This window comes from Novosphingobium olei, from assembly GCF_012927405.1.
Classification (GTDB): domain Bacteria; phylum Pseudomonadota; class Alphaproteobacteria; order Sphingomonadales; family Sphingomonadaceae; genus Novosphingobium; species Novosphingobium olei.
This window is the reverse complement of record NZ_JABBGM010000004.1, coordinates 42,004-64,637: the sequence shown is the minus strand read 5'-3', so window position 1 is coordinate 64,637 and position 22,634 is coordinate 42,004. Positions and strand designations below refer to the sequence as shown.

Annotated in this window: 17 protein-coding genes; 10 read left to right on the top strand and 7 right to left on the bottom strand. The window is 64.8% G+C overall.

The features are described from left to right. Positions 1-140 precede the first annotated feature (140 nt). Positions 141-1,760, top strand: coding sequence for a DUF1570 domain-containing protein (locus HHL27_RS10440; RefSeq protein ID WP_169493355.1), 1,620 nt, complete (start codon positions 141-143; stop codon positions 1,758-1,760). 3 nt (positions 1,761-1,763) lie between these two features. Here HHL27_RS10440 and HHL27_RS10435 read toward each other — a convergent pair whose 3' ends face one another. The 7 genes from HHL27_RS10435 to HHL27_RS10405 all read right to left on the bottom strand — a co-directional run bounded on the left by HHL27_RS10435 (position 1,764) and on the right by HHL27_RS10405 (position 10,514). Continuing rightward, complete coding sequence (locus HHL27_RS10435; RefSeq protein WP_169493354.1) at positions 1,764-2,594, bottom strand: AIM24 family protein; 831 nt, start codon at positions 2,592-2,594, stop codon at positions 1,764-1,766. A gap of 71 nt (positions 2,595-2,665) precedes the next feature. Next, the gene (locus tag HHL27_RS10430; RefSeq protein ID WP_169493353.1) at positions 2,666-4,681 is read right to left on the bottom strand and encodes a putative bifunctional diguanylate cyclase/phosphodiesterase; all 2,016 of its coding nucleotides are present in this window, start codon (positions 4,679-4,681) and stop codon (positions 2,666-2,668) included. After that, positions 4,678-5,214, bottom strand: a complete 537-nt coding sequence (locus tag HHL27_RS10425; RefSeq protein ID WP_169493352.1) for a heme NO-binding domain-containing protein — start codon at positions 5,212-5,214, stop codon at positions 4,678-4,680. The genes HHL27_RS10430 and HHL27_RS10425 overlap by 4 nt, the downstream gene beginning before the upstream one ends. Positions 5,215-5,308: 94 nt before the next feature. After that, positions 5,309-6,028 (bottom strand): TetR/AcrR family transcriptional regulator, encoded by a 720-nt coding sequence (locus HHL27_RS10420; RefSeq protein ID WP_169493351.1) that lies wholly within the window; start codon positions 6,026-6,028, stop codon positions 5,309-5,311. A gap of 105 nt (positions 6,029-6,133) precedes the next feature. After that, complete coding sequence (locus tag HHL27_RS10415) at positions 6,134-7,744, bottom strand: efflux transporter outer membrane subunit (protein ID WP_169493350.1); 1,611 nt, start codon at positions 7,742-7,744, stop codon at positions 6,134-6,136. After that, the gene (locus HHL27_RS10410) at positions 7,744-9,348 is read right to left on the bottom strand and encodes an MDR family MFS transporter (protein ID WP_169493349.1); all 1,605 of its coding nucleotides are present in this window, start codon (positions 9,346-9,348) and stop codon (positions 7,744-7,746) included. Before HHL27_RS10410 ends, HHL27_RS10415 begins: the two co-directional genes overlap by 1 nt. Further along, complete coding sequence (locus tag HHL27_RS10405) at positions 9,345-10,514, bottom strand: HlyD family secretion protein (RefSeq protein ID WP_169493348.1); 1,170 nt, start codon at positions 10,512-10,514, stop codon at positions 9,345-9,347. The genes HHL27_RS10410 and HHL27_RS10405 overlap by 4 nt, the downstream gene beginning before the upstream one ends. 307 nt (positions 10,515-10,821) lie before the next feature. Between HHL27_RS10405 and ahpC the strand changes: the two genes are divergently transcribed. The 9 genes from ahpC to edd all read left to right on the top strand — a co-directional run bounded on the left by ahpC (position 10,822) and on the right by edd (position 22,622). After that, the gene (ahpC, locus tag HHL27_RS10400; RefSeq protein ID WP_169493347.1) at positions 10,822-11,385 is read left to right on the top strand and encodes an alkyl hydroperoxide reductase subunit C; all 564 of its coding nucleotides are present in this window, start codon (positions 10,822-10,824) and stop codon (positions 11,383-11,385) included. Between the two features lie 201 nt (positions 11,386-11,586). After that, positions 11,587-13,137 (top strand): alkyl hydroperoxide reductase subunit F, encoded by a 1,551-nt coding sequence (gene ahpF / locus HHL27_RS10395; protein WP_169493625.1) that lies wholly within the window; start codon positions 11,587-11,589, stop codon positions 13,135-13,137. Between the two features lie 130 nt (positions 13,138-13,267). After that, complete coding sequence (locus HHL27_RS10390; protein ID WP_169493346.1) at positions 13,268-15,196, top strand: glycoside hydrolase family 3 protein; 1,929 nt, start codon at positions 13,268-13,270, stop codon at positions 15,194-15,196. 98 nt (positions 15,197-15,294) lie between these two features. After that, the gene (locus HHL27_RS10385; protein ID WP_169493345.1) at positions 15,295-16,764 is read left to right on the top strand and encodes a helicase HerA domain-containing protein; all 1,470 of its coding nucleotides are present in this window, start codon (positions 15,295-15,297) and stop codon (positions 16,762-16,764) included. Between the two features lie 90 nt (positions 16,765-16,854). Beyond that, positions 16,855-17,244 carry a c-type cytochrome gene (locus HHL27_RS10380; protein WP_169493344.1) on the top strand — a complete coding sequence of 130 codons (390 nt, stop codon included), beginning with the start codon at positions 16,855-16,857 and terminating at the stop codon, positions 17,242-17,244. A 90-nt stretch (positions 17,245-17,334) separates the two neighbouring features. Next, on the top strand, positions 17,335-18,588 hold the full coding sequence (locus HHL27_RS10375) for a CaiB/BaiF CoA transferase family protein (protein ID WP_169493343.1): 1,254 nt from the start codon (positions 17,335-17,337) through the stop codon (positions 18,586-18,588). A gap of 152 nt (positions 18,589-18,740) precedes the next feature. Beyond that, positions 18,741-20,189, top strand: coding sequence for a glucose-6-phosphate dehydrogenase (gene zwf, locus HHL27_RS10370; RefSeq protein ID WP_169493342.1), 1,449 nt, complete (start codon positions 18,741-18,743; stop codon positions 20,187-20,189). Then, complete coding sequence (locus HHL27_RS10365; protein WP_169493341.1) at positions 20,182-20,802, top strand: 6-phosphogluconolactonase; 621 nt, start codon at positions 20,182-20,184, stop codon at positions 20,800-20,802. The genes zwf and HHL27_RS10365 overlap by 8 nt, the downstream gene beginning before the upstream one ends. Beyond that, positions 20,802-22,622 carry a phosphogluconate dehydratase gene (edd, locus tag HHL27_RS10360; RefSeq protein WP_206069531.1) on the top strand — a complete coding sequence of 607 codons (1,821 nt, stop codon included), beginning with the start codon at positions 20,802-20,804 and terminating at the stop codon, positions 22,620-22,622. Before HHL27_RS10365 ends, edd begins: the two co-directional genes overlap by 1 nt. The last annotated feature ends 12 nt before the right edge of the window (positions 22,623-22,634 follow it).

The following is a 22,634-nucleotide window of genomic DNA, read 5'->3' as shown; positions in this document are numbered from 1 at the left end:
TCTGAGGCTGATATGGATTGCCCGCCGGTTCGGGGAGTCCGGCCTCATCGGGCCGGCGGCAATCACCAGATTGAATACGGTATACCCTTGGCCTCGTCCCGGACGCCTCATAGCAAAGGTGGGGCAGGGTTGGGGGACGCATGGCAAATCTGAAGTCTTGGCTGGTGGCAGCGGTGGTCGCGTGGGCGCTTCCCGCGCCCGCTATGGCAAACTGGCTAGAGGCTTCGAGCGCGCATTTCGTGGTCTATACAGACGACAACGAAAAGAACGTGCGCGCCTTTTCGGACCAGCTTGAACGCTATCACGCGGCGATTGCCCTGCTGACGTCGAGCGAGGCGATCATTCCCAGTCCGTCCAACCGGGTGACCGTCTATGTCGTCCGGACAGAGGGCGAGGTGCGCAAGCTATATGGCGAGGGCAACAAGTATCTCGGCGGCTTTTATCTGCCCCGTGCCGGTGGCTCGATCGCCATCGTTCCAAGGGTGAAAGCCGCCAAAGGCGATCTGGAATGGTCGATGATCGCCCTGCTGCACGAATACGCCCACCACGTGTCGATCTCATCGTCGATGATGAGCATGCCGCGCTGGTACACCGAAGGCAGCGCCGAGTTTTTTGCATCTGCGCGTTTCGACACCGACGGCGCCATGGAGATCGGCCGACCGGCCATGCATCGTGGTGCAGAGCTCTATCTTGCCAAGGACGTCTCGGCCGAGGATCTGCTCGACCCGGCGGTCTACGAGAAGCATCGCAGCAAGACCTACGACGCCTATTACGGAAAGGCATGGCTGCTTTTCCACTACCTGACCTTTCACAAGCCGCGCGCTGGGCAACTCGACAAGTATGTGAAGCTCATCACCAGCGGCAAACCGCAGCGTGAAGCAGCTCTTGAAGCGTTCGGGGACTTCAAGGTGCTCGAGAAGGAGCTCGAGACTTACCTTACCGGCAACAAGTGGAAGTACATCAAGGTGGGATCGTCAGCCTTGAAGGTCGCTGTGATCCAGGTGCGCCCGCTCAGCGCCGGGCAGGCGGCAATGATGCCGGTGCAGATCCGTTCGCGGCGCGGCGTCAACACGGAGCAGGCAAAGGAATTGCTGGTCGAGGCAAGGGCCGTGGCAGCCAGGTATCAGCAGGATCCGGCCGTGCTGGCAGCGCTTGCCGAGGCGGAGCACGATGCGGGCAATGACAACGAAGCGATTGCCGCCGCCGACAAGGCGCTTGCCATCGATCCCGGCCAGACCAACGCCTATGTGCAAAAGGGCTACTCGCTGTTCCGGCTCGCCGAAAGCGCGCCCGATCGCGACGCGGCGTTCCGCAAGGCCGTGGCGCCGTTTGTTGCGCTGAATCGCATCGAGAACGACCACCCGCTACCGCTCTTCTACTTCTACGAAAGCTTCGCCAAGCGTGGAAGAGATCCCACGGAACTTGCCTACCGCGGGCTTGAGCGGGGATTGAACCTCGCGCCATTCGATGTCTCGTTTCGCATGACGCTGGCGCTTGAACAGATCCGCAGGCATGCCTTGGCAGACGCACGCGCGACGCTGCTGCCGGCCGCTTACGAACCGCACGGTGGTCCGGCAGCGCGCGCCGCACAGCGGCTCGTGGCCAGGATCGATGCCGATCCGAAGTGGGATGGGGCCGGGGTCGATGCGATCATGCATCCGGCTAAAGCTGACGACGAAACTTCTGACGATGCGCCGAAGGACGGTGCAGGGGATCGTACGTCCAACTGGCCGGGCGTGGCAGAACCTGCCGACGACTGACCCTCAGTTGTTGCCTTCGATGAAATCGCCCAGCGAGCCCAGCATCGATCCTTCGCCCCGGTTCTGCCCGCCGCCGCGTGCCGCCGCCGCCATCCGACCTGCGAGCCGGGCGAAGGGAAGCGACTGGATCCACACCTTGCCGGGGCCGGTCAGGCGAGCAAAGAACAGCCCTTCGCCACCGAACAGCACGCTCTTCACCCCACCTGCGGTGACAAGGTCGAAGGTGACCGACGGGGTATAGGCGGCAAGGCAGCCGGTATCGACGTGGAGTTCTTCGCCAGGAGCCAGATTCCGTTCGACCAGCGTCCCGCCCATTTGCACGAAGACCCAGCCATCGCCGTCCAGCTTCTGCATGATGAAGCCTTCACCGCCGAACAGGCCGGTCATCACTTTGCGCTGGAAAGCGATTCCAATCGATACGCCGCGGGCTGCGGCCAGGAAGCTGTCCTTCTGGCAGATCAGCGTTCCGCCCACCTCGCATAGCTTGATCGGCAGGATGGTGCCTGGCGTTGGCGATGCAAAGGCAACCCGCGCCTTGCCTGTCCCGCGATGGGTGAACACCGTGGTGAACAGGCTTTCCCCGGTTACCAGCCGCTTGCCCGCGCCGAGCAGCTTGCCCATGAACGAACCGTCCCCTGCAGAGCTCCCATCGCCGAACACGGTGGTCATGTCGATGCTGGCGTCCTTCCACACGAAGGCGCCGGCTTCGGCGACGGCACTTTCGCCCGGGTCCAGCTCGATCTCGACGAACTGGAGTTCCTGCCCCTTGATCTCGAAATCGACATCGTCCGCGACCGACTGGTTTCGCGCGTGTTGCCAAGGACTGTTTGCCATCTCTTCCAAATCCCCATCTGCCGTTGTGACGCAGATAGACATTTTACCGACCTTGCAGAAGTGACGTTCGCCTAGGCCGCACGTCGTTGGTCGATCAGCGCGAAGGCCGACTTTTCATCAAGCGGCACGCCAAGATGGAAGCCTTGGCCGAATTCGCAGCCCATCTCCACCAGCACACGCCCCTGTTCCGGGGATTCGATCCCTTCGGCCACGACGGAAAGGTTGAGGTTGTTGGCAAGGTCGAGGATGGCGCGGATGATGTTGCGGCTTTTGGGATCTTCGATCGAGGCCACGAAGGATCGGTCGATCTTGAGCGTGTCGAACGGCAGGTTCTGCAGATAGCTGAGCGAGGAATACCCCGTGCCAAAATCATCGAGGCTGGTCCTGACCCCCCAGGCGCGAATTTCCTCGAGCACCTGACGCGTCCGGTCTGCATCGATGATCGCGACACCCTCGGTTACTTCAAGCCTCAGGCAATCCGACGGAACTCCGGTTTCGATCAGCACGCGCTGAACCTGCTGGGCAAAGCTTGGCTGCAGGAACTGCTGCGGCGCGATGTTGATCGAAACGAAGGGCAATTCGCAGCCGGGCGTCTTATTTACCATCCGCTTGTGCAGCGAGGCGAGGGCGGTGCACCCTTGCCGCAGGACCCAATCACCGATGAACACGATCAGGCCGCTCTGTTCGGCGGCGTCGATGAACGCACCCGGATCAAGCAGCCCGCGCGTCGGGTGCTGCCAGCGGATCAGCGCTTCATAGCCCATAAGCCGCTGATCTTCGGTCAGCGCGAAGATGGGCTGGTAGAACAGCAGGAACTGCTTGTCGCGGATTGCCTCGCGCAGCTCGCGCTCCAACGCCATGCGGTTGCGCGCCTCGGTGCCGAGGGCATCGGTGAACGTGACAGTATGGCCCGATCCCGACGCCTTCGCCTCGTACATAGCAAGGTCGGCATCGCGGCGGATCTGTTCGACGTCGTCGTATTCCGGGCCGGACAGGGCAATCCCGATCGATGCTCCTGCCGTCACCTGATCGTTGTCGACCTGCGTGGGCGGGCGCAGAACGTCGTGCAACAAGGTTGCCAGTTTTTCCGCTACAGATCCGTCCTTGATCGAATCCAGCAAGATGACGAACTCATCACCGCCCACGCGGGCGAGCGTGGCATGTCCTGCCTGCAAGTGGGATTGCTGGAAGGCGTTGATCGCCGCCTGAAACCGTCCTGTCACGTCGACCAGAAGCGCGTCGCCTGCGTGGTGGCCGTACTTGTCGTTGATCGCCTTGAAGCCGTCGAGATCGATGACCATGATTGCCAGCCGGGCCGTCCCCGTGGACAGGCGCTGGAAGGCCGATCGGCACCGTTCGTCCAGCAGGACCCGGTTGGGCAATCCTGTCATCGCATCGTGCAGCGCATCGTGCAGCAGGGTCGCCCGGGCCCTTTCCCGCTCGATCACGCGGCCGAGCTGCGTTGCCGACTGGGTGATGGTCAGCAGGATCGCATCCTTGTCGATCATTGGCTTGGACGAGAAGAACTCGATCACCGCCACCAGCTCGTCGCCGATGCTGATCGGGAAGGCGCAAGCCGACAGCAGCTTTGCCTCAACGGCTTGCGGCCGCCGGGCAAGCCAGTCCTCGGCGGCTATTTCATCAATCCAGTGCGGATGATGATCGCGCAGGACGCGTCCTGGCAGACAATCGCCGACCCCCACCCGGATGGCCCGCGAAGCCTCAACGAACGGAAATAGGCGATCTGGCTCGGATGCGAACCAGGTATCGCACGCCGCCGCCACGCGACCATTGTCTGAAACACGGATGCCGTTGCCGAACTCCCAACCCATGTGCAGGCAGATTTCCTTGAGCGCCATGTCGAGCACTTCGGCAAAGCTGTTTGACTGGTTGGCAAAGTCGGTGATCCGCTGGAGCAGCGCGAGCCGTACCTGGCTTTCGTAGAGCTCGCGCAAACCTCGCTCGGCGATCGCCTCGGCCTCTAGCCTGGCCTTCCTCTCCTGCTCGAGTTGGCGCTCCAACCTGTCGACAAGGTCGGTACCCCTTGGCTCGGTCTTGCCGGAAAGCGGGATTCTCTCGTACTTCATTGCCAATCCAGCGCCAGACGGCAAAGGGCGTCGCCCTTGCTGGTGCAGGCGAGATGTTCGACGTCGATCGCATCACCGAAAAAGGCAGCCGTGCCCAGGACAAAGCCGTGAGCAAGGTGACAGAGCTGCCGGCGCGATTGGTAAGCCATCGCCAATCGACCATCCGCCAGATCGTAGAAATGGAAGTGTGGACAAGCAGCGCCTGCGTAGAGCTTGCGGACTTCGAGGTGGATCACATCGTTCACGCTTGTGATGAACGAGCGACTGCCGCGGTGATTTGCGAAAAGCGTGGGGTAGCGTTCCGCTAATCGGGGAATGGCGCCTTGGCCAAACCATCGCAACACGTCGGGAACGGGCAGGGCAAGGCCCGCGGCGGCATGATCGACGATGGCATACAGTTCCTCGTCGGGATAGGAACCGAGCGACGAATAAGTCCCGCGCGCGCCCGCAAGGTCCATGATGTCGACCCAGGCAGCGACACCATGTTCCGCGACAATCGCCTCTTCCAGCAAATTGAAGATGACGCCTTTCATTCCGCCCCACGCTGACTTCTGTCGCGCAGGGTTCTGCCGTCAAATGCTGGGAAAGCGATGAAGAGCGTCCCCCGGTTCGCCCACCGGGGGCGGATCAGGAACGATTAACCATCCCATCAATGCCACGGAAAAAGAACTGGGCGTATTCGCGTGCCCATTCCGCTCTTCCGTTCAGTCCTTCGGCACCCTCGCTTGCGGCAAGGCGCGCATGGCCAAGCAGACCTTCCAGCCAGAAGCGCGCGGCCAGATCGACATTCGGCACAGAAGCGCGGCCAGCTTCGTTCAACTCGGCAAATTCCTGGGCGATGGATTGCAAGGCGCTGCGGTAGACTTCGCCGCGAGCGTTCCCGGCGCCAGCTTCCAGATCGACCCAGTCGATCAGGCGCTCCAGCAACATTCCGTCGGGCGAGAAGAGGACTTCAAGCACGCGTTGCGCACGGAAGGTGAAAGCCTCGACCGGCTCCATTGCGCTGCTTTCAGCCATGATCTGGCTTCGCTGCCGCTCCACCCGCCAGGTAAGCAGTGCGCGCATCAAGTCGGTCTTGCCGGCAAAACGCGAATAGATCGTCGCCTTGCCTATGCGGGCATGGCGGGCCACCCGATCGAACGTGAAGTTCTCGAACCCGTTCGCAAGCAGTACCTGCCAGCTCGCCTCCAGGATGCGGTCAAACAGCAACCTGGCTTCGGCAACGGAAGGCCTGCCCCTCCGGGGGTTCAGGCAATCATTGCCGCAATCGCCATGGGTGCCGTCCAGTACGGCGGGCTCATCAGTGGCGGACAGTGACGCTTTGTTGGAGGAAGACTTCGACGTCATGCTGACGCATGTCGATATGACAGGGCGAAGCTGCTGCCTTTGTCTCGTCCTCGCATACAATCCGGTACACCGGGCAGCTCATGGTGAGCCCATCGGTGTAAGCCTTCAACAAGCGACGACCCATGTCCGAAAACCAGTCCATCTCTCTTCCCGTTCATTCGCCTTTGCGGCGTTCTGAGTGGAAATGAGACTGCTACGGAAATGATCCGATGAAAAGATAGAACAACGAGACGCTGAAGGTTCATTTTCGCTCCCTGCGGCAACGACACTGGCGCGTTTTGAGCCGCTGGTCCAGCCCAGTCCGAGCGACTTTTCTACCGCTATGAAGCTGTTTGTCAGATCGCCCCGTGCAGTCGCCGCGCCAAGTGCGCTCTGCAGCGCCGTGCGCTCGGCCGAAAGCGCATCGCTGCGCCCGACCGTACCCCCGCGGAAACGCTGGCCCTGCAACGTCGCGGCGCGTTCGGCCTGCTGCTGCGCGATCACGCTCTGGGCATAGGCGGTGCGCTGCCCCCCGAACCGCGTGAGCGAGCCTTCGGCATCCTGCAGGCCCCGCAGCACCGCCGCGCGATAGTTGGCTTCCGCTTCGGCATAGGCGCCCTTGGCATTGCGAATCTGCGCTTCGGTGCGGCCACCGTCGAACAGGCTCCACTTCAGCTGCGGCAGGGCGAGGCCGATAACCTTCGACGGATCGAGCACGTCGCCGATGTCCTGGCCACCAAGACCGATGAGGCCGAGGATCGAGAGCTTCGGGAAACGGTTGGCGATCTGCACGCCGACATCGGCATTCGCAGCGGCAAGCTGGCGCTCGGCGGCGCGGATGTCGGGCCGGCTGCGCAGAAGCAGCGAGGGATCGCCGATTGCCACTTCGGCCGGGGGGAGGGGGATCGGGGCGGCGGTGGCGAGCTGTGCGTCGAGCGAGCCGGGCTCACGCCCCGTCAGGACGGCCAGCTGATCAATCAGGACGGTCGTTTCTGCCCGTGCCTTGGCACGGTCAGCTTCGGTCTGTGCCCTTTGTGCGCGCAACTGGTCGAGCGGCTGCTCTGGCGCGGTCCCGCTGCTCAGCCGTTGTCCCGCCAGCGAAACCAGCGCATCGTCGATTTGCGCCTGCCGGTCGAGCACGATCAGCGCCTGCTGCCGCGTGCGCAAGCCGACATACGTCCGCGCCACTTCGGCCGAGAGGGTAACCTGCGCATCGGCGAGGCTCGCTTCGGCAGCCTGCGACCGCGCAGAAGCAGCCTCGATCTTGCGCCGGGTGCCGCCAAACAGGTCGATCTCCCACGAAGCGTCGAAGCCGACGTTATACACCGTGAAAGAATCGCGCCCGCCCGACTGGCCATCGCTGCTGAGCAGGCCGCCCGGTACGTTGACGTAAGGCGTGGCGGCCGAAACGTTGAAAGTCGGCAGAACGGCGGTCTTGTTGGCGGCAAGGCCGGCACGAGCCTGCGCGATGCGCGCGTTGGCAACGGCGATATCGGGCGAGCCGGCAAGCGCATCCGCGATCAGCTGGTCGAGAACCGGATCGTTTAGCGCGGTCCACCATGTTGCGGCCGGGGCGTCTGGGCGCACGGCATCGCCCGCCCGGACGAAGCTGCCGCGGGCCGCGGCGTTGGCGGCGACTTGCGGCGGGCCCTTGTAATCAGGCCCCACGGTGCAGGCGGAGAGCAGCAGCCCCGCGCAAAGGGCAGGGGCAATGGAAAGAAGTGTCGTGCGTCGCATCAGTGCATCGCCATTTTGAAGCGGCCCTTGGGAAGGGGCCGGAGAAGAAAGACAAGCGGCAGAACCACCGCAATCGCCACCACGAGCGCGATGAACTCGTCGCTGAACGCCATGACCAGCGCCTGCTGCAGCACCGTGCCGTCGATCGATCGGATCGCGGTGGCGAGGCCTTCGGGGCCGCCACCCGCGCTCATCGCCTGGCTGCTGACCCAATCCTGGACCGAGGGGTCGTTGCTGCCAAGCGACGCGTTGAGCGTCCAGTGGTGGAAGTCGAGCCGGCGTTCCTGCAGCGTTGCCAGCAGCGCAAGGCTGATCGACCCGCCGAGGTTGCGGGCGGCGTTGAACAACCCCGACGCATCACCCGCATCGTCCGCATCCACGCTGGCCAGCGCAGCCTGGTTCAGGAACAGCATGCACAGCGCCTGTCCCAGCCCGCGCATCAGCTGGGAGACGACGAAGTCCGACCCGTCGGACGTCAGGGTCAAGGTCGTGTCGAGGTAGCACGACGTCGCCATGATCAGCATGCCCATGCCCACCGCGACGCGCAGGTCTATCCGGGTGATCAGCAGGGGGAACAGCGGCATCATCATCGCGGCGGGAATGCCGGACAGGAACACGATCTGCCCGGATTGCAGCGCGTTGTAGCCGGCAACTGCCGCAAGGAACTGCGGGATCACGTAGCTTGTGCCGTAAAGCACCGCACCGATCAGCAGGCCGAGCACGAAGACCGAGGCAAAGGCCCGGTTGCGCAGCAGCGCAAGTTTGACCACCGGCCGCCTGGCGGTCAGTTGGCCAACGCCGATCAGGATGAAGCCCACGACCGTCACCGCCGTCAGCTGCCAGATCAGGGTCGACTGGAACCACTGCTCGCGATTGCCTTCCTCCAGGACTACAGTCAGCCCGCCGAGCCCCAGCGCCATCCCGGCAATGCCGAGCCAGTCCGCGCTCCAAAGCTCATCGAGCCGCGCCTTGGCCCCCTTCAGGCCGACCAGCAGGAATACCATGAGGATGATGCAGATCGGCACGTTGATGAAGAAGGCATAGTGCCAGGACAGGTTCTCGGTCAGCCAGCCACCGGCAAGCGGCCCAAGGACGGGTCCCAGAATCAGCGTCGAGCCGAACATCGCCGTTCCCACCGGTTGCTGGTGGCGCGGCAGGCGCGTGGCGATGATCGTCATGCCGGTCGGGATCATCGCGCCGCCGGTAAAACCCTGGCCCACACGCCCGATGATCATCTGCGTCAGCGACGTAGACAGGCCGCACAGGATCGAGAACGCGGTAAACAGCAGCGCGGCGATCAGCAGGAAGCGGCGCAGGCCGAAGACCCGCTCCAGCCACCCGGTCAGCGGAATGATCACGATCTCGGCAACGAGGTACGACGTGGCGATCCACGTTCCCTCGGTAGACGAAGCGCCGATTTCGCCCTGAATGGTCGGAAGCGATGAATTGACGATCGAGATGTCGAGCGTCGCCATCAGCGCGCCGATCGCGCCGGCAAACACCGCCAGCCAGGCCGACAGATCGGCCTTCTGCGATTGCGCCGGGGAGGGGCGCGGCGCGCTGCCGGCCGGCACCGCGTCAGCGGGAAGGGCGGCGCTGCTCACTTCGGGGCCTGCACCCGATCCTGCTCTTGCTGGATCGCGTTGATCGCGCCCTTGGCGGCGGTGGTGTCGACTTCGACGTGGAGCGAAAGTCCGGGGACCAGGACCTTGCGGGATTCAGGGCCGGCGTTGATGCGGATGCGCACGGGCACGCGCTGGACGATCTTGGTGAAGTTGCCGGTCGCGTTCTGCGGCGGGATCAGCGAGAAGTTCGCGCCGGTGCCGGGCGTGATGCTTTCCACCTGGCCGTGGAATTCCACGTCGGGCAGCGCATCGACCTTGATCTTGACCGGCTGGCCGGGGCGCATCAGGCCGATCTGCGTTTCCTTGAAGTTTGCCTCGACATAGATCTTGTCGGTTGGGACGATCGTCAGCAGCCGCTGGCCGGGCTGGACGTACTGCCCGATGCGCACGCCGGAAGAGGCAACCTTGCCATTGATCGGCGCGATGATACGCGTGGTGGCAAGATCGTTGCGCGCGGCCTGTTGCTGGGCCCGTGCGGCTTCGATCTGCGCGGCGGTCTGGCCCACCTGTGCCTGCGTCGTGGCAACCTTGGCCCGGGCAGCCTGCAGCGCCGATTGCTGCGCGCGCACCTGCGCCGCGGCCTTGTCACGGTTCGACACGAGCTGGTCGAGCGCCTGCTTCGGCTCGGCCCCACTCGCGGCGAGTGGGCGGTAGCGGGCGACTTCGCCGTTCAGGTAGGCAAGATCGCGCTGCGCGGCGGCAAGCGCGGCTGCGGCCTGCGCCACACCGGCCTGCGCCTCGCCGATCCCGGCACGCGTCGCCGCTTCGCTCGCCCGCGCGACCTCGACTTGGGCGGCGGCCTGCTCCAGCTTTGTCGAATAGTCGGTCGGATCGACCTGGATCAGCAGGTTGCCAGCCGTCACCGCCTGGTTCTCCGTCACGTTCACGCTGCGGACGTAACCCGCAAGCTTGGAACTGACCGCCACACCGTCTGCCTTGACATAGGCATCTTCGGTTTCCTGAAAGTATCGGCCGTACGTGCGGTATTCGAAATACGAATAGCCGCCATAGAGTATGCCCACGGCCAGGACGCCCAGCGCGATACGCCCGATCAGGCGTCGCTTGCCAGGATTGGGAGCGGCCGCGGTGGGGTCGTCAGCAGGGGCCGGGCTGGATGTGGAGGGGGTGGCAGTGGGCTCGTCCATCGTGGGATCCTGTAATGAAACGAGATCGTTTCGTTTATTCTGGGGCGCAGTTGGGCCGTCGCGCAACTGGTTTCAAGTGCAAAGACCGCAACTCGGATGCATGAAACGCAAGAGGCTACACCCGCTGCGTCGCGCGGAGTAACATTTGATGCACCGACTGGTTCCGGTGCCTTGATCGCCTTTTTCGATCAATTTAGCCGGAATTGATCATTGGAAATTGAAACATCGAGGCGCTAGCTCAACCCTCGTACCGGCGCTCCTTCGTGTGCCGCCCCGTTTCATAACCTGCGACTGCAAAGGAAATCGCATGTCTCTGCTGAGCACCCCGATCAAGCCCTTCGCCAACACGGCTTACAAGGAAGGCAAGTTCGTCGACATCACCGAGGCCGATATCGCCGGCAAGTGGGCGGTGTTCTTCTTCTACCCGGCCGACTTCACCTTCGTGTGCCCGACCGAGCTGGAAGACCTCCAGGACAATTATGCCGAACTCCAGGAACTCGGCGTGGAAGTGTTCGGCGTGTCGACCGACACCCACTTCAGCCACAAGGCCTGGGCCGACAGCTCGCCCGCCATCGGCAAGATCACCTACTACCTCGTCGGTGACCAGAACCACACGCTGACCAACGCGTTCGACAATCTGCGCCCCGGCGTCGGCCTTGCCGATCGCGGTACCTTCGTGGTCGATCCCGATGGTGTGATCCAGCTGATCGAAATCACCCCGGAAGGCGTGGGCCGCAACGCCGCCGAGCTGGTCCGCAAGATCAAGGCCGCCAAGTACTGGCGCGAACACCCCGGCCAGGTCTGCCCGGCGAAGTGGGAAGAGGGCGCCGAAACGCTCGCCCCGTCGATTGACCTCGTCGGCAAGATCTGACCCTGACGTTTCGGGAGGGATCCCGATACCTGCCGGGCGGTCCGATACAAAGTCGGCCGCCCGGCCACTACCGAAACAATGTTCCCCAGATGTTTCCCCGGGGAAACATTCTGCTCTCGATAACAGACAAGCCACCTTCGCGCCCGGCATACTCGCCGTGGCGGTTGCCGCGTGCTGCCTGAAGGAACCCTGACAATGCCCATGCTCGATGCCGCCACCACCGCCCAGCTGAAGGCCTACCTCGGCAATCTGCGCCGGCCGATCGAGCTGGTCGCATCGCTCGATGAAAGCCCCAAGTCCGCCGAAACGCGCGCGCTGGTCGAAGAAATCGCTGCGCAGTCGGACAAGGTCTCGGCGCGGTTCGACGGAACCGAAGCCCGGCGCCCCAGCTTCGCCATCCGCGCCGATGAAGGCCGCGCCGAAGCTGTCTTCGCCGGCCTTCCGATGGGACATGAATTCACCTCGCTGATCCTCGCGCTGCTTCATGTCGGCGGGCATCCGCCCAAGGAAGACGCGGAACTGCTCGATGCGGTGCGCGCGCTCGACGTGCCGCTGCACTTCGAAACGTTCTTTTCGCTGACCTGCCAGAACTGCCCGGACGTGGTGCAGGCGCTCAACATCATGGCGGCGCTCAATCCTAACGTTACACACACCGCGATCGATGGCGCGCTGTTCCAGGACGAGGTTGAACGGCGCAAGGTCATGGCCGTGCCGATGGTCTTCCTCAATGGCGAGATCTTCGGCCAGGGCCGCATGGACCTCGCGCAGATCATGGCCAAGGTCGATACCGATGCGGTCGCCCGCGCGGCCGAAAAGATCAAGGCCAAGGAGCCGTTCGACGTGCTCGTGGTCGGTGGCGGGCCTGCCGGCGCGGCCGCGGCGATCTATGCCGCGCGCAAGGGCATCCGCACCGGCGTCGTCGCCGAACGCTTCGGCGGGCAGGTGCTCGATACCCTTGGCATCGAGAATTTCATCTCGGTCCAGCACACCGAAGGTCCCAAGCTTGCCGCGCAGCTGGAAGGCCACGTCAAGGAATACGACGTCGACGTGATGAATCTGCAGAGGGCCAGCGCGCTCAAGCCGGCGAACGGCGATGGCTATGCCACCATCGAACTGGAAAGCGGCGCCAGCCTGAAGGCCAAGACAATCATCCTGTCGACCGGCGCCCGCTGGCGCCAGATGGGCGTGCCGGGTGAAGAAGAGTATCGGAACCGTGGGGTCGCCTATTGCCCGCATTGCGATGGTCCGCTGTTCAAGGGCAAGCGCACGGCGGTGATCGGCGGCGGCAATTCGGGTGTGGAAGCGGCAATCGACCTCGCCGGGATCGTCGCGCACGTCACCCTGATCGAATTCGACAGCGTGTTGCGCGCCGACGCGGTGCTGCAGGACAAGCTGCGCTCGCTGCCCAACGTCACAATCATCACCTCGGCACTCACCACCGAAGTGATCGGCGATGGCGACAAGGTCACGGGCCTGCGCTATCGCAACCGGAACACCGAGGAGGAGCACGAGGTGACGCTGGAAGGCATCTTCGTGCAGATCGGCCTTGTTCCCAACACCGAATGGCTTGATGGCACACTTGCTCTGAGCAACCGGGGTGAAATCGAAATCGACGCGCGGGGCGAGACCAGCCTTGCGGGTGTATTCGCGGCCGGGGATGCGACAACCGTGCCCTACAAGCAGATCGTCATTGCGATGGGCGAGGGCAGCAAGGCAGCGCTTTCCGCGTTCGATTACCTGATCCGACACTGAGGCGCGATTGCACCGCGATCGTTGATGCGTCGACCGCCAAGGCCGCTCCGGGGCGAACCCGGAGCGGCCTTGCAACGCATTGTGAATGCGATATGTCCTGCGCTGTCAAAAGAGTGCGTGGGAGAATGCGATGGGCAAGCGTTGGGTGGCGGCGGCCGTGGGTCTGGCCGGATTGCTGGGAACGACGGCGCTGGCCGATTCGCCGCGAACGTGGCGGGATCTCAATCACAACGGCGCGCTCGATGCCTATGAAAACCCCGCCGTGCCGACCGCGCGCCGGGTGGATGATCTGCTGGCGCGGATGACGCTGGCGGAGAAGGTCGGCCTGATGCTGCACGGCACGCTGCCGGGGCAAGGGGGCAACCCAATCGGCCTTGGGCAAAGCTATGACCACGATGGTGCCGCGCGGCTGATCGGTTCGGGCGTCAACAGTTTCATTACCCGGCTCGATGCGGATCCGGCGCACTTCGCCGAAGAAAACAACGCGATCCAGAAGATTGCCGAAGGCACCCGCCTTGGCATCCCGGTGACGATCAGCACCGACCCGCGCAACCACTTCGAGGTGATCGTCGGCGCGTCGTCGTCGGGCGGCGGCTTTTCCAAGTGGCCGGAACCGCTCGGGCTGGCGGCAATCGGCGATGAGAAGCTTGTCGAAAACTTCGGCCGGATCGCTGCGCGGGAATATCGTGCGGTTGGCATCCAGATGGCGCTGTCGCCGCAGGCAGACCTCTACACCGAACCGCGCTGGCCGCGTGGCAATGCTACCTTCGGATCCGACCCGGCCACCGTCTCGCGGCTTGCCGGGGCATACGTGCGCGGATTCCAGGGCAGAGCCAATGGGCTGGCGCCGGGCGGCGTTGCTACGGTGGTAAAGCACTGGGCGGGCTATGGAGCTGAACCCGAAGGGTTTGACGGACACAACTATTACGGCCGCAACGCGAAGCTGGATGCGGCCAGCTTCCAGCGCCATCTTGCCGCGTTCGACGGACCGCTGGCGGCCAGGAGTGCGGGCGTCATGCCCACTTACGTCATCCCCCATGGCGCCACCCGCAAGGGCAAGCCACTGCCCCCGGTCGGCGGCGGATTCAACCGGCCGCTGATCGAAGGGTTGCTCCGGCAGGACCGGCATTTCACCGGGCTGGTGGTGTCCGACTGGGCCATTACCAACGATTGCCCCGAACAGTGCCGCGCGCCCACAGCGGAAAAGCCGCAGGGCTTTGCCATTGCGATGCCGTGGGGCGTGGAGGACATGCCCGAAAGCGACCGCTTTGCACTGGGTGCCAATGCCGGCATCGATCAGTTCGGCGGCGTGGCCGACCCAGCGCCGCTGCTGGCTGCGATCAAGGCGGGCAAGCTGTCAATCGCGCGGGTGAACCAGGCGGCGCGCCGGGTGCTGGCGCTGAAGTTCCAGCTGGGCCTGTTCGACAATCCCTATGTCGATCCGCAGGCGGCCGCGCACGTGCTGGGCGATCCGGCGGTACAGGCCCAGGCGGACGCGGCGCAGCGCGCAGGCCAGGTGCTGCTGGAGAACCGCGGCGGCCTGCTGCCGTTGCGGTCCGCGCGCAAGGTCTGGCTTTCGGGCGTTTCCGCCGATGCAGCGCGGGCGGCCGGGCTTGAGCCCGTGGACGACATCGCCCGCGCCGATGTGGCGCTGGTGCGCGTGGCGACGCCGCATGAACTGCTGCACCCCGGCGCCTTCTTCGGATCGCGCCAGCATGAAGGGCGGCTCGATTTCCGTGCCGATGACGAAGCAACACGGACGGTCGCCTTTGCCGCCGCGCGGGTGCCCACCGTGGTCGCGGTCGACCTGGACCGGCCCGCTGTGCTGACCGCGCTGAAGGATGCACTGGCCCTGAACAAGGCGAGTGCGCTGTTCGGCCTGTTCGGCGCCAGCGACGCGGTGCTGCTCGATCTGGTGACGGGCAAGGCAAAGCCGCAAGGACACCTGCCTTTCGAACTGCCGTCCTCCGCGCAGGCCGTGGCGGCGCAGGACCCCGCGCGCAGCGACGACAGCCGCAATCCGCTGTACCGGCGCGGTGCAGGGCTTACGTATCGCTGAACCCTTCGCCGCAAAGTCGGGCCATTCAACGTAAACCCGGGGATGACGCGCCTGGCGGGGCTTGCTGATTCGGCCTTGCCCCGCCAGAGCCTCGTCCTGTGAGCGCATCCATCGTCATTGGGGCAGAGCGCACCGGCTCCCCCGTCCGGATCGACATCGAGGAGCTTCTTGCGACCCGCCTGCTCGTGCAGGGCAATTCCGGGTCCGGCAAGTCGCATCTCCTGCGCCGCCTGCTCGAACAGAGCGCCAGTGTGGTGCAGCAGGTGGTGATCGATCCCGAAGGCGATTTCGCCTCGCTGTCCGAAGCGTTCGGCCATGTTGTCGTCGATGGCTCGGCCTATGACCAGGCGGAAATCGCCAAGCTCGCCGCGCGCATCCGCAAGCACCGCGCCTCGGTGGTGCTGACGCTCGACGGTCTGGAGCTCGAAGCGCAGATGCGCTGTGCCGCGGTGTTCCTCAACACCCTATTCGATGCCCCGCGCGACGAATGGTATCCCGCGCTGGTCGTCGTCGATGAAGCGCAGATGTTCGCGCCCGCCGCCGCCGGGGACGTGACCGACGAAGTGCGGCGCCTTTCGCTCGGCGCGATGACCAACCTGATGTGTCGCGGTCGCAAGCGCGGGCTTGCCGGGGTCATCGCCACCCAGCGGCTTGCCAAGCTTGCCAAGAATGTCGCGGCCGAAGCCTCGAACTTCCTCATGGGGCGCACCTTCCTCGATATCGACATGGCGCGCGCGGCGGACCTTCTGGGAATGGAGCGTCGCCAGGCCGAACAGATCCGCGATCTGGAACGCGGCCACTTCCTCGGCCTTGGCCCGGCGATCGCGCGTCGGCCGGTGGGCGTGCGCATCGGCGATGTCGAGACGCGGGCGCGCAACGTGGTGCAGGGGCTGATGCCCTTGCCCAATGCCGCCGGGGCGGAGATGGAATCGATCCTGCTGTCCGAACCGCTGGCGATGGAGCCGCCGCCGCGCGCGCCGGAACCCGAAGCGGCGCCGGTCGATAGCGAACAGCTGCTCGGGCAGATCGAAAGCACGCTGCCGGTATCGGAACAGGTGGAGCCGCCGGTCGAACCCAGCCTGTTCATGCAGGAAGAAACCGCGGCGCAGGTGGCGGAAATCTTGGCCGAGATGGCGCGCGAACCGGACTGCACCTTCCAGCCTGCCGCGCAGCTCTATCAGGATTTCACCGTCCGTTGCCGGATGCAGCGGCTTGCCAACACCGGCATCGACCTTGCCGCGTTCCGCCGCCGTTTCGCGATGGCGGTCGCCGGCATCCCCGATGACGCCGATCCCGCCTGGCAGCTGTTGCTCAAGATCGCGCGCAACGTGCCCGATGATCTGCTCGCCCCCTTCCTGCTTCTGGCCGTGGCCGCGAGCGAGGGCGCGCCGTGCCCCGACGACGAACGCCTTGCCGAAGCCTATGGCACGCGCTCGCCCGGGCGCATCCGGCGTCTGCTCGAACATCTCGAAAAAAGCGGGCTGATCGTGGTGCGCACCGATTATGGCGGCCGCCGCTCGGTCGGCATCCCAGAGCTGGGGGCCGTCAGCGCGCCGGTAGCGGCTTGAACGAAAAGGGGTTTGCCTCTGCCGCCGGAAGTGTTCAGAGGCGCGAAAGCTGACAGCGGGTATCAGGTCTCTGCAATTCGGGAGTTTTCGATGGCGTTTCTTCGTTCGGGGATCGGCTTTGGCATCATGGCAGGCGCCGCGCTGGTGGTGACCGCCGCCAGTGCGCAGGCTGCGGGGGATCCGGCCAAGGGCAAGACGGTCTACGCCCGTTGTGCCGCCTGCCATGATCTCAATACTGGCGCCACGCGCCTCGGCCCCTCGATGAAGGGCATTATCGGCCGCAAGGCTGGATCGGTCGCGGGCTATGCCTATTCCCCGGCGATGAAGGGCAAGGGCGTGACGTGGAACGCACAGACGCTTGACGCCTATCTTGCGGCGCCCGCCAAGTACGTTCCGGGCAACAAGATGCCGTTCGCCGGCATTCCCAACCCGCAGGACCGCGCCGACCTGATCGCCTATCTCGCCCAGGCGACCAGGTAAGCGCTTTCATCGTGCTGAAACCTGCCGGCTGCGCTTGAGCGCCGGCAGGTCGCCCCCTATCGCAGGCCTCCTGCAGGAAAGGGCGATCCCATGAATCCGACCAAGGCCGCGCTCGATGGCGTACGCGTGCTCGATCTCGCTCGCGTGCTCGCGGGGCCCTGGGCAACGCAGATCCTGGCCGATCTTGGTGCCGACGTGCTCAAGGTCGAACAGCCGGGGAGGGGCGACGATACCCGCGCCTGGGGCCCGCCGTTCCTGCAGACGCCCGAAGGCGGCGAGGACCCGGAAGAGAGCGCCTATTACATCTGCTGCAACCGCAACAAGCGCTCGATCGCGATAGACATCGCAACGCCCGAGGGTGCTGACCTCGTCCGCAGCCTTGCCGCAAAGGCCGACGTGCTGGTCGAAAACTTCAAGGTCGGCGGCCTCGCGCGCTACGGGCTCGATTACGCAGCCATCCGCGCGATCAACCCGCGCATCGTCTATTGCTCGATTACCGGCTTCGGCCAGACGGGGCCCTATGCCGATCGTCCGGGCTACGATTTCGTGGCGCAGGGCATGGGTGGGTTCATGTCGGTGACGGGGGAAGAAGGTGGCGGGCCGCTGCGGGCCGGCGTTGCCATGGCCGACCTGTCCACCGGCATGTACGCCGCTGTCTCTATCCTTGCCGCCCTGCGCCATGCCGAACGCACGGGCGAGGGGCAGCAGATCGATCTTTCGCTGCTCGACACGCAGATCGCGATGATGGCCAATCAGGGATCGTCGTGGCTGGTCGGCGGGATCAATCCCGGGCGGCTCGGCAATCGCCACCCGACGGTGGTGCCCTACCGCACGTTCCGCGTGGCCGATGGTGAAATCATCATCGCGGTCGGCAACGATGGCCAGTTCCGCGCGCTGTGCGGTCTGCTCGGGCGGCCCGACCTTGCCGATGACCCCCGCTTCGCCACCTCTGCCGCACGGCAGGTCAATCGCGATGCCATCGAACAGCTTATCCAGGACGCGGTCGCCCACGAAACTGGGCTCGCCCTGATCGACCGGCTCGTCGCCGCCAACGTCCCCGCAGGACCGGTCAACACGCTGAAGGATGTCTATGCCGATCCGTTCGTGACCGCGCGGGAAACGGTGCAGTCTTTCGAACGGGCAGATGGGGCGGTCATCCCCACGGTGGCGTTCCCGGCGAAACTGTCGGCAACGCCTGCCACCTATCACACTGCGCCGCCGCGCGTTGGCGAACATACCGACGAAGGCCTGCGTGCCTGGCTCGATCTTTCGGGTGATGAACTGGACGGGTTTGCGCTGGCCGGGGTCATCCGCCGGGGCACACCCGTACCGAACCGGCATTGAACCTGCGCTGTTGCAGTGCAAAAGTATGCGCGCGCCCTGACCGGGGCGCTCGCATACTTATGCAGTCTGGACCGGTGCGCTCAGCGTTCTAGGGCTGCGCGTGGCGATAACGGTCGGGCCTTGTCCCGACGTGCCAAGGGAGACCTCGTTCGATGGCCCATGCAAGCTGCTCCGCCCTTCTCCTGTTCGGAGCGACGGGGGACCTTTCGCGGCGCATGCTGCTGCCTTCGCTCTACGCCCTCCACGAAGACGAACTGATCGATCCCAACCTGCGGATCGTCGGCACAGCGCGATCGGAACACGACGACGCCGAATTCCGTGCCTTCGCCAAGGCTGCGCTCGATGAATTCCTGCCCGCCGATCGCAAGGACGAAGCCAAGCTCGCTACGTTCCTCGATCGGCTCGAATACCAGGCGCTCGATGCCTCGCAGGTCGATTCCTTCGGCGCCCTTGCGGAAAAGCTGGGCGATACGAGCTGCGGGCTGTCGATCTTCCTCTCCACCGCGCCCGCGCTGTTCGAACCCACCATCGAAGGCTTGCGCCGCGCGGGGCTTGCCCATGCCGACGTCCGCATCGGCCTTGAAAAGCCGCTCGGCAACGATCTCGCTTCCAGCGCGCGGATCAACGACGCCGTCGCGGCCGGGTTCGACGAACGGCAGATCTTCCGCATCGACCACTATCTGGGCAAGGAGACGGTGCAGAACCTGATGGCGCTGCGCTTTGCCAACATGATGTTCGAACCGCTCTGGAACAGCGCAGGGATCGATCATGTGCAGATCACGGTCAGCGAAACCGTCGGGCTGGAGGGGCGCAAGGGCTTCTACGACGATACCGGAGCGCTGCGCGACATGGTGCAGAACCACATGCTCCAGCTGCTCGCGCTCACCGCGATGGAGCCGCCACGAGATTACGACGCTACCTCGATCCGCGATGAGAAGGTGAAGGTGCTGCGCGCGCTGCGGCCGGTGAAGCCGGAAGAGATGGTGCGCGGCCAGTATCGCGCCGGCGCGGTGAAGGGTGAAAGCGTCAAGGGCTACACCGAGGATCTCGGCCAGGATTCCGACACCGAAACGTTCGTCGCGATCAAGACCCACGTCGACAACTGGCGCTGGCAGGGCGTGCCGTTCTACTTGCGCCACGGCAAGCGGCTGGCCGAACGGCGCAGCGAAATCGTCGTCGAATTCAAGCAGGTGCCGCACAACATCTTTTCGGATCGCGGCGGCAAGCTGCGCGCCAATCGCCTCGTCATCCGCCTGCAGCCAGAGGAATACGTGCGGCTTCAGGTTATGGCGAAGGAGCCGGGGCTCGATCGCGGCGGGATCGTGCTGCGCGAAGTGAACCTCGATCTCTCGCTCGCGACCGCGTTTGCCAAGGCGCGCAAGCGCATCGCCTACGAACGCCTGCTGCTCGATCTTATCGAGGGCGAACAGACCCTGTTTGTCCGGCGTGACGAGGTCGAGGCGCAATGGAAGTGGACCGATGCCATTCGCGAAGTGTGGGCCAAGGGCGACATGGAGGTGAAGCCCTATGCCGCAGGATCCTGGGGGCCCAATGCCGGCATCGCCTTGACCGAGCGCGATGGGAGAAGCTGGAATGACTGAGCCGGCGACCGTCCGCTGGGCCGAGCCGGGCGATGCCGCCGCGGTGGCCGACCGGATTGCGGCAGAACTGTCGCGGCCGGGCGAAAAGCGGATCGCCTTCACCGGCGGCTCCACGCCGATCAAGGTGCTCGCCCTGCTCAAGGATCGTCCGCTCGACTGGAGCACGGTGACCATTGCGCTGACCGACGATCGCTGCGTGCCCGACGATCACGCCGCGTCGAACTTCGGCAAGATCCATGCGGCGCTGGGCCATTCGGGCGCGAAGTTCGAACGGCTTGAAGAAGGCATGGAGGTCACCCCGTTCGATCTCGTGTGGCTGGGGATGGGTGAGGACGGCCACGTTGCCTCGCTGTTTCCGCACATGCGCGCGATGGTCCGTCCGGGACCCAGCGTCATCGCCACGACCCCGATCCCGCTTCCTCCCGAAGCGCCGTTCGATCGACTCAGCCTCAACAAAAAGGCGTTGAAGGCAACGAAGGAGATCATCCTCGTTGTGACCGGCGCTTCGAAACGCGCGCTCATCGAACGCGTTCTCAAGGGCGACGACCGTTATCCGGTCGCCGACTTCCTGCGCGGCTTCGGCCCGCCCGTCACGATTTACTGGAGCGAATGATGGCCCTTCATCCCACGGTCGCCAAAGTCACCGACCGCATCGTCGCCCGCTCGCGCGACAGCCGCGCCGCCTATCTCGACCTGATCGCGCGCCAGCGTGACGCAGGGCTCAACCGTCCGCAGCTTTCCTGCGGCAACCTTGCGCATGGCTTTGCCGCCTCGGGCGAAGACAAGCCGGTGCTGCGCGCGGGCAAGGCGATGAACATCGGTATCGTCACCGCCTACAACGACATGCTTTCGGCGCACCAGCCCTATGGCCGCTACCCGGAACAGATCAAGGTCTTCGCCCGTGAACGCGGCGCCACGGCGCAGGTCGCAGGCGGCGTTCCGGCGATGTGCGACGGCGTGACGCAGGGGCAGGATTCGATGGAGCTGTCGCTGTTCAGCCGCGACACCATCGCGATGGGCGCGGCGGTTGCGCTCAGCCACGCGATGTTCGAAAGCGCGCTGCTGCTGGGCATCTGTGACAAGATCGTGCCCGGCTTGTTGATCGGCTCCCTGCGCTTCGGCCACCTGCCGACGATCCTCGTCCCGGCAGGGCCGATGCCTTCGGGCCTTGCCAACAAGGAGAAGGTGCGGATCCGCCAGCTCTATGCCGAAGGCAAGGTGGGGCGCGACGAACTGCTGGAAAGCGAAAGCGCGAGCTATCATTCGGCGGGCACCTGCACGTTCTATGGCACGGCCAATTCGAACCAGATGATGATGGAGATGATGGGGCTGCACATGCCCGGCTCCAGCTTCGTCCTGCCCGGCAGCAAGCTGCGGCAGGAACTGACCCGCGCCGCCGTCCACCGCGTGACCGAGATCGGATGGGACGGCGACGATTACCGCCCGCTGGGCCGCTGCGTCGATGAAAAGGCGATCGTGAACGCCATTGTCGGCCTGCTCGCCACGGGTGGTTCGACCAATCACGTGATCCACCTGCCGGCGATTGCCCGGGCGGCGGGTGTGCAGATCGATTGGGACGACATGGACGAACTGTCGCGCGCCGTGCCGCTGATCGCCAGCGTCTATCCCAACGGCGCGGGCGACGTGAACTATTTCCACGCGGCGGGCGGCATGCCCTACGTGATCAAGGAACTGGTCGGCGCCGGGCTGGCCCACGGTGACATCCTTACCGTCTATGGCGATGGGCTGGGGGAAGGCGCGCAGGAACCGTTCATGGACGGCGATGCGCTGCGCTGGAAGCCCGCTCCGGACAAGAGCGGCGACGATGCGATGTTGCGCCCGGTTTCCGCGCCGTTCCAGAGCGAGGGCGGTTTGCGGCTGCTGGGCGGAAGGCTGGGGCGCGGGACGATCAAGGTCAGCGCAGTCGACCGCTCACGCTGGACGATCGAGGCACCCTGCCGCGTCTTTTCCGACCAGAATGAAGTGCTTGCCGCGTTCAAGGCGGGCGAGTTGGAACGCGATGTAGTGGTGGTGGTCCGCTTCCAGGGCCCTGCCGCCAACGGCATGCCTGAACTCCACAAGCTGACCCCGCCGCTCGGCGTGCTGCAGGACCGCGGGTTCAAGGTTGCGCTGGTCACCGACGGCCGAATGTCCGGCGCATCGGGCAAAGTGCCCGCCGCCATTCACGTTTCGCCCGAAGCCAAGCTGGGCGGTCCGCTCGCCAAGCTGCGCGATGGCGATGTGGTTCGGGTCTGCGCGGAGACCGGCGTCCTTGACATCGCTGTCAGCGAAGAGGAATGGGCGTTGCGTGAACACGCGCAAGCGCCTGCGGAATCGATGGGTGTGGGGCGCGAGCTGTTTGCGTTGATGCGCCACCATTCCGATCCCGCCGAGCGTGGCGGATCGGCCATGCTGGCCGCAGCCGGGCTCTGATCGGCCGCAGGG